This is a genomic window from Kitasatospora sp. NPDC004723 (assembly GCF_040609255.1).
Taxonomy (GTDB): Bacteria; Actinomycetota; Actinomycetes; order Streptomycetales; family Streptomycetaceae; genus Kitasatospora.
On sequence record NZ_JBEXJT010000089.1, the window covers coordinates 1 to 7,058 of the forward strand.

The window sequence follows — 7,058 nt, forward strand, 5'->3', positions numbered from 1 at the left end:
CCGCCCTGTGCATACCTCACAGCACACGACTACCGGGACCGTCCCTCCGCCGGCACGCGAACGCTACTGCTTCACCCGTCCGAGCGACATCACGCATTCAAGTTCAGTAGCGGGATCGCTCCAGCGGGCGCGTTCGGTGGCCGACTACTTGGGGCGGCGGCCGGTGAGCTGCTCCCAGCGGTCCTGGGCCGCGTCGAGTTCGTGGCGGGCTCGGGGAATGCGCACATCCGACTTCTGGCGGGACAACACTTCGGACAGCCGCTCTCGGGCCTGTTCCTGGGCGGTGGTGTCCGCGAGCGCGTCTTTCAGCTCAGCCTCGGCTCGCGGCACGAGCCCCAACCGCTCGGCCCTGGACACCTTGGCATCGGCGACGGCGTTGAACGCCTCGACCACGAACTTCCGTACCTCGGATTCAGGCGTTTCCTCCAGCGAGACGGTCACCATCTGCCGGCGACCGTTCGGGAGAGCCACGTAGACGTGGCCGTCCTTGCCCGAGTAGTCGTCGAGGACCGAGACCTCGTGCAGCGGGTGCTCGACGGTGCAGCCGTCCACCGTCACGCCCAGCGCGTGTTCGTACAGCCGCAGGATGTCCCCGAGCGAGGACTTCAGCACGCCCCGACCGGGATCCTTCAGCCAGGCCAGACGTGCCCGAGCCTGGCTGACCCGATCCCGGTGGGCCCGCTCTGCGGCCCCGACCTCGGCCCAGACGGCATCGCGTTCGCGGCCCGCCGCGCGCTCGAGACCGCGAAGCTTGCCGCGAGCGGCGTCCAGGTCCTGCCTCTGCTCGGTGTAGTCCGGGCTGAAGGCGTACCGCCATCCGCCGGGGTAGCGCAGCATCACCCAGACTGCGGCAATGCCGGCCCCCAGCACGATCATCAGGATCCAGCCCACAGGCCCCATCGACACCCTCCCATGCCCTCTCGACCCTTCATCGGCTCCGCCGGATGGTCCGGAACGAGCTGATCGTACGGACGCTGGCCAGCTCGCGTGTGGGAATGCGGAAACCTCGTACGCAGCGGACCGATGGTTCCTCTCCTGGTAGCGCCCGGGAGTAGCTCAGGGTTCGTCCGGGTCGAGGTCGGCGGGATCGACCCACCGCACGACCGGGGTGCTGCCGCCCTGGGCGGTCAGGGCCTTTCCGATGGGTGTGCCGTCGGCCCGGACGGTCGTGCGGACCGTCTGGGTGACGATGACGTCGCTGGTGTAGCCCAGGGCGTCCAACTCTGCCTGCGTGGCGGGAGGTGACCTCGGTGTCTTCCCGGACCGCGTCATCGGGCCGGGGCTGTCGGTGGTCCCTGCTGGCGGCGGCACGCACCCGGGCGAAGGCTTCGCCGGCCGGGGTCCGTTTCTGCCCGCTGGTCGGGGCGGCGAGGGAGGCCATGGCCTCGGGACTGGCGCCCAGGGCGAGGAACGCCTCCGCGAGGAGCTCCGGCTCGCGCGGGCCACGCCGTACGGCGGTGGCTGGCCGGGCCGCGCGGGTGTTCTGCGGGGCGGGCGTGTTGGCGTGGGTCTGGGCGGCCTGGCGGGCGGCGCGCAGCGCGGTGCGGGCGAGATCGGCTCCGGTGGTCGGGGTCGGGGGCATCAGGCGTTCACCGCCTCGCGAACCGGGGCGGCGGCGGTCGCGGTCGAGCGGAGCCGGTCGGCGCGCTCGCGCAGCGCCCGCACGGTCTCCAGGCGCTCGAGGAGCAGGTACCGGGCCGTGGTGGCGCGGGCCTGCTCAGCGGCCGCCTCGGCGACGGACCGGGCGGTGGGGCGGTGGCGGGCGGCTGACCCCCGCCTGCGCGGGGGTCAGCCGTTGGGCAGGGCTCAGGTGGAGCCGAACCGGGTTGTCCTCCCTGCGCCCGCGGGGGTCAGCCGCTCGCAGGTTCGCGGATTCTCGGCTGGCCGTCAGCTGAAACTCACACGCTGGGGCTGCATCGATGGGGACCGACGAACGGGTTCCACACAGCGCCGTCTTCCGTCCAGCTCGGCTGAGCGCCGCGTCGCCAACGAATAAGCCTCGGCCCCCAGCCGTTGCTTCGGATACGTTGCTCACTTCGAACACGCCATCCGGGGGGAGCGTTGACGGATTCGTCGTTGCACCTGGCCAACCGGTTGGTCAGCGCCGTGACCGCCGGGGACACCGACACGGCACGGACCCTTCTGGAACAGGGGGCGGTGCCGGACACCTCAGGCCCTGAGGGACTTCCCCTGCTCTGCACCGCCGTAGCCAGGTTCGATCACCTCACCGCCGAGGTTCTGGTCGATGGGGGCGCCGACCAGGACCGCGAGCTTCCGGACGGTGGCACCCCCTTGCTGCGGGCCGTCGACACTGGCTCCCCCACGCTGGTCTCGATGATGCTCGGAAACGAACCTCGGCTTCGCCTGCCCGAGGCCTCCCGGCGGGAACTGCTGGACCTGGCCCGGAACTGGCACGAGACGGGCGCGGTCGAAGAACTGCGCCGCCGGACCGGAGCCACTGAGCCGGCCGTCAAGCGCCGGGTCGACGACCCTCACGGTGACGTGATCAACGAGTTCTCCCTCGGCGGACACACCGTGCGAGACGGCCACGGGGCTATCCTCACCCACCTGGAGTGGGCGTTCGGCGTGTTTCCGCCGCTCGACGAAGTGATGGCCCGCGCCATCCCGCACACCCGAGAAGGGGACAGCAACTGGTTTGCCGCTGCCTACTACGTGGGCCAGCGCCGCGGCCCACGCATCTGGTCCGAACTCACCTCGCTGCGCCAGCACCCCGAACCCGTTCACCGCCGCTTCCTCGCCCAGGTCATCTGGCACCGCAACCTTCTCACGCAGGTGGACCGTGCACCGGACATCGCCCAGGACGCCGACTTCCTGGCGTCCTAGGCACAGGAGGAACCCGACGGACGGGTCCTCGCCGCCGTCCTCGACGCCTTCACCAGCCATAACCACCCGGAGCAGGAGGCCATCGGCCTGCGCTGCATCGGCCATCCCGACCCGGTCGTACGCAGCGAGGCCGTGTTCTGCCTGGACCGGGAGCGGGCCGCACCGGCACTGCTAGACCTCGTCCACGATCCCGCGCCCGAGGTCCGGGCCGCTGTCGCCCAGATGTTCCCCTCGTGGTCGGCGCCCGACAAGCGACTCGAACCGGCGATCCGGGGCGCTCTGCTCGTGCTGATCCGCGACGAGAACCCCTGGGTACGGCGCCGCGCCACAGAGTCCCTCTCCGGCTACGACGACCGGAGCGCCCCCGTCCTGGACGCCTTCCTCGCACTCCTCGACGAGGACGACGCGGATCTGCGCCTGGAGGCAGCCTGGGCACTGGCCCGTCGCGACCACCCGCGCACCGAGGAGGCGTACGAGCGGGTCGGACCGCTCGACGCGTTCTCGGAGCACGACCACCGGACCTCCGGCCTCTGGCACTACCGCGCGAGCAATCGGAGCGACCAGACATGACGGACGCCGCCGTGCTCTCCCCGCGCCCGCAGGGGTCAGCCGGGGACGAGACGATGCCCGAGCACAAGATGGTCGTCCTCCCGGGCCGTTGACGAGTGCGTGCGACCAACAAGGCAAGAAGGCTCTCGGAGATCGTTTCCCGTCGCGCCGGTGATCGTTTCCCGAAGCTGGCGGTGCCTGTCTGGGGAGGTCGCGTGGGCGAGCCGTACCACCTTTCCTCGCAAGCCGTTCGACTCGGCGTGGCAGGATGTCGCGACAGATTGGGAGGGACGCCGATGAGCATGCCCGAGTGGTGGCGGAACGTGGTGGCGATCAGCGATGCATTGGATGTAACTGTCGACGACGACCTCTCGCTGATCTTCCGGGCCGCCCGGCTGGCCGACGCCTTCGTCGGGGTCGCGTCGGAGCTGACGCAGGACCAACGGCAGCGAGTGCTGAGCATCCTGGAAGGGGTGCTCCGCGAAGGCAGCGAGGTCGATGCTGCAGCGGTCGCCACCGGCTTCCTTGACGCCCTTCTGAACGCATGGGACAAGGGTTTCGATCTCGGCCTGCTCTGGGATGACCTGGGACCGGAGTCGCAGTCCTACTGCCTGGCCTGGAACCAGGTCTGGGGCATCGAGTCTCCGGCGTGGATGGTCTCCTCCTGACGCTGCGACCCTTGTCCCGCTCCACGCGCCTACGGCAAGCCTTCCGCCGACAGACTGATCCGGCGCTGTTCGAGGTCGACATCGAGAATCCGCACGAAGACCTCTTGGCCTTCGTGGACGGCCTGCCCGACCTCCTTCGCGGGTGCGTCGGAGGGCGCGGTGGAAGGAATGAGCCCCTCGACGCAGTGGGCGATGCGGACGAATGTTCCGATCGGCACGGTCTTGGTGACGCGTCCGGTGACGACTTGGCCGATGCGGTCGGCGAAGGTGGCCAGCAGGTCCTCGTGGTGGGCCCAGGTGGCGAGCGTGACCCCGACCTGGTGGTTGTGATCGGCATGCCAGACGACTTCCCCGGTGACACGCCTGCCGACCGCGGGCAGGTCCAGGCATCTGGGCATGGCGGTGACTTTGGCGAGGCCGACGGCGTCGGGCCGGCCGTCGATTGCGAGGAACACGCCGAAGGGCTGCCGCCCGACGACCTCGCCTGTGATCCGGGTCCCGATCGGCAGGGCTCGGACGGTTTCGGTCCAGGCTGCGCGGGCGGTGGCTGCTCGGTCCTGGTAGTTCTCCCAAGGCCAGGAGTACTCACTCATGTGCTGATCATGGCAGTCAGGAGTCGCGTTCGTGCTGGTTCGTGCGCCGGCGGTCGGCGAACAGCCAGGCTGCGGTTCGGAGTTATTCCGTTTGCGGCAGATGTGATCACGCCCTGCGGGCGTTTAGGTCCTCGGCGCGCCGAGGGGCCCGGACCCGATGCAGTCGCTGGTGCTGGCGCCGCTGCTGAAGGCGCTGGTCGAACTCGACCGCACCGAGGAGGCGGCGGCGCTGCGGGAGGCGCGTGGCTATGCGGACGAACTCCCCGGCCTGTGGCCGCACACCATGGTGATCGAGGCCCGCGGGCGACTGAAGGGGGCCCGCGGGGACATCGAGGGGGCGTTGGAGGACCTGGCCGAGAGCGGGCGGCGGATGGCCCTCTGGGGGACGGTCAATCCGGCGGTCTCCCGGTGGCGTTCCGAGGCGGCCTTCATGCGCAACCGGCTGGGGGACACCGAGGGCGCCCTCCGGCTGGCCGAGGAGGAGCTGAGGGTGGCCCGCCAGTGGGGCACCACCCGGGCGATCGGGGTGGCCCTACGGGCGAAGGGCCTGGTGCTCGGCGGAGAGGAGGGGGCGGAGTGCCTGGCGGAGGCGGTGAAGGCGCTCGGCTCCGGCCCGGCCCGCCTGGAGGAGGCGTACGCCGAGGCGGGCCTCGGCATCGTGCAACGGCGGGCGAACAACCGGCGGGCGGCGCGGGATTCGCTGCGCCGGGCCCTGACGCTCGCCCAGCAGCTCGGCGCGGTCCGCCTGGCCTCGCGGGTCCACACGGAGCTGCTGGCCGCCGGTGGGCTGCCCCGGCGCCGTGAGCACGCCGGGGCCAAGGCGCTCACGGCGAGCGAGTTCCGGGTGGCCCAGCTGGCCGCCGGGGGCCGGACCAACGGATCGATCGCGCGCGAGTTGTTCGCGACCAGGCGGACCGTCGAGACGCACCTGACCAGGGCCTACCGCAAGCTCGGCATCCAGAGCCGCTCGGAACTCGGCCAGGTGCTCAAGGTGTGAGCGGCGCCGTTGCGGTCGTCACGTGCGCCCCGGTACGGCCGTCAGGGCCGCCCCGGGGCGCAGGCGTCGTTGTACTCCTGCCCGTTCTCGATGCGGGCGACCGGTGCGCCGGCGAGCCGGCCGAGGACGGAGCGCAGGGTCCCGGCGGCCGTGGGATCCAGGTCCGCGAGCAGGCCCTCCTCGATCGCCCGGACGTCCTCGCGCGCGGCGTCGAGGAGGAGCCGGCCGGTGTCGGTCGCCTCGACGATCCGGGCCCGCCGGTCGGCCGGGTCCGGCCGGCGCCGGACCAACTCGGCCGCTTCCAGTTCGTCGAGGACGAGGACGAGCTTGCTCTTGTCGACGGAGACGGCGTGGGCGAGGGCGAGTTGGCTGCGGGTGGGTGCGTCGACGATCGCCATCAGCACCGTGTAGCCCCAGAGAGAGAGGCCGTGCTCGCGTACGGCCGATGCCTCCGCGGTGGCGAGCCCCTGCTTGAGACGGGCGAAGAGCCAGTGCAGGTCGCTGTGGAGCCGGCTGTCCGACGCCTGGTCGTCGGGGGAAGAGGTGTGGGCCATACCGACAGAATAGCAAAGGACCAATATCGTCTTGACTCGAGATTATCTTTGACTACCCTGATCGAGTCTTCAGATCGTCTTGACTGGAAGGGATTGCCATGCGGAAGCTGCTGCACCTCGATGCCAGTGTCCGGAGCACGTCGTTCTCCCGGGAGCTCGGAGGTGTCTTCGTCGAGCACTGGAAGGCCGCCAACCCCGATGGCGCGTACACCTACCGCGACCTGGTCGCGGAGCCGGTGAAGCCCATCGACGAGGCCCGCGCGACGCTGATGACGCTGTCGGGGATGAACGGGATCAAGGACCTCGCGACCATGGACGCGCTGGTCGCCGAGCACGGGCTGGAGGAGGCCTGGGCCGAGACCCGTCCGCTGATCGTGCAGCTCATCGAGGCGGACGTGCTGGTCATCGGCACGCCCATGTACAACTTCACCGTCCCCGGGTCCCTCAAGACCTGGATGGACCGGGTGACGCTGCCCTGGCTGCCGCTGGCCGGCAAGTCCGTCGTGATCCTCAGCGCCCGCGGCGGCGCCTACGGCCCCGGCATGCCCCGGGAGGGCTTCGACTTCCAGGAGCCCTTCCTGCGCGGCTACTTCACGGTGCTCGGGGTGGAGGACGTGGAGTTCGTGCACACCGAGCTGACCCACGCCACGGTCATGCCGTTCCTCGCGCAGTTCAAGGACACCTACGAGACGGGCCGGGTCGCCGCGCTGGCGCGGGTCAAGGAGCTGGCCGCCCGCGTCCCCGCCGAGACCCCGGCCGCCTGAGAAAGTGTTGGGTAATCGGGTGATCACTCGTTCTTGAGGTCGTCGGCGAGGCGGCGGGCTGCTTCGGTCTCGATGGGGCCGCGTGGTTC

General features: G+C 70.6%; 9 protein-coding genes and 1 pseudogene. 6 read left to right on the plus strand and 4 right to left on the minus strand.

What is annotated here, in order from left to right; translation table 11 throughout:
- Positions 1-144 precede the first annotated feature (144 nt).
- Both ABZW10_RS38460 and ABZW10_RS38465 read right to left on the minus strand, forming a co-directional pair.
- Positions 145-891, minus strand: a complete 747-nt coding sequence (locus ABZW10_RS38460) for a hypothetical protein (RefSeq protein ID WP_355376311.1) — start codon at positions 889-891, stop codon at positions 145-147.
- A 165-nt stretch (positions 892-1,056) separates the two neighbouring features.
- Complete coding sequence (locus tag ABZW10_RS38465; RefSeq protein ID WP_355376313.1) at positions 1,057-1,221, minus strand: hypothetical protein; 165 nt, start codon at positions 1,219-1,221, stop codon at positions 1,057-1,059.
- 855 nt (positions 1,222-2,076) lie between these two features.
- Between ABZW10_RS38465 and ABZW10_RS38470 the strand changes: the two genes are divergently transcribed.
- From ABZW10_RS38470 to ABZW10_RS38485, 4 genes and pseudogenes are all read left to right on the plus strand, one after another.
- Positions 2,077-2,844, plus strand: a complete 768-nt coding sequence (locus ABZW10_RS38470; protein WP_355376316.1) for a hypothetical protein — start codon at positions 2,077-2,079, stop codon at positions 2,842-2,844.
- A 66-nt stretch (positions 2,845-2,910) separates the two neighbouring features.
- Positions 2,911-3,006, plus strand: a pseudogene (locus tag ABZW10_RS38475) (hypothetical protein); the annotation flags it as partial.
- 6 nt (positions 3,007-3,012) lie between these two features.
- Positions 3,013-3,414, plus strand: coding sequence for a HEAT repeat domain-containing protein (locus ABZW10_RS38480; protein WP_355376332.1), 402 nt, complete (start codon positions 3,013-3,015; stop codon positions 3,412-3,414).
- Positions 3,415-3,689: 275 nt separating this feature from the next.
- On the plus strand, positions 3,690-4,061 hold the full coding sequence (locus tag ABZW10_RS38485) for a hypothetical protein (RefSeq protein WP_355376319.1): 372 nt from the start codon (positions 3,690-3,692) through the stop codon (positions 4,059-4,061).
- Between the two features lie 29 nt (positions 4,062-4,090).
- Here ABZW10_RS38485 and ABZW10_RS38490 read toward each other — a convergent pair whose 3' ends face one another.
- Positions 4,091-4,654, minus strand: a complete 564-nt coding sequence (locus ABZW10_RS38490; RefSeq protein ID WP_355376322.1) for a S1 RNA-binding domain-containing protein — start codon at positions 4,652-4,654, stop codon at positions 4,091-4,093.
- Positions 4,655-4,811: 157 nt separating this feature from the next.
- Here ABZW10_RS38490 and ABZW10_RS38495 point away from each other — a divergent pair, with 157 nt between their 5' ends.
- Entirely contained in the window at positions 4,812-5,651 is an 840-nt protein-coding gene (locus tag ABZW10_RS38495) for a LuxR C-terminal-related transcriptional regulator (protein ID WP_355376325.1), read from the plus strand.
- 41 nt (positions 5,652-5,692) lie between these two features.
- Here ABZW10_RS38495 and ABZW10_RS38500 read toward each other — a convergent pair whose 3' ends face one another.
- Positions 5,693-6,205, minus strand: a complete 513-nt coding sequence (locus ABZW10_RS38500; protein WP_355376327.1) for a MarR family winged helix-turn-helix transcriptional regulator — start codon at positions 6,203-6,205, stop codon at positions 5,693-5,695.
- Positions 6,206-6,303: 98 nt separating this feature from the next.
- Between ABZW10_RS38500 and ABZW10_RS38505 the strand changes: the two genes are divergently transcribed.
- The gene (locus ABZW10_RS38505; protein ID WP_355376330.1) at positions 6,304-6,969 is read left to right on the plus strand and encodes an NAD(P)H-dependent oxidoreductase; all 666 of its coding nucleotides are present in this window, start codon (positions 6,304-6,306) and stop codon (positions 6,967-6,969) included.
- Positions 6,970-7,058: the final 89 nt, after the last annotated feature.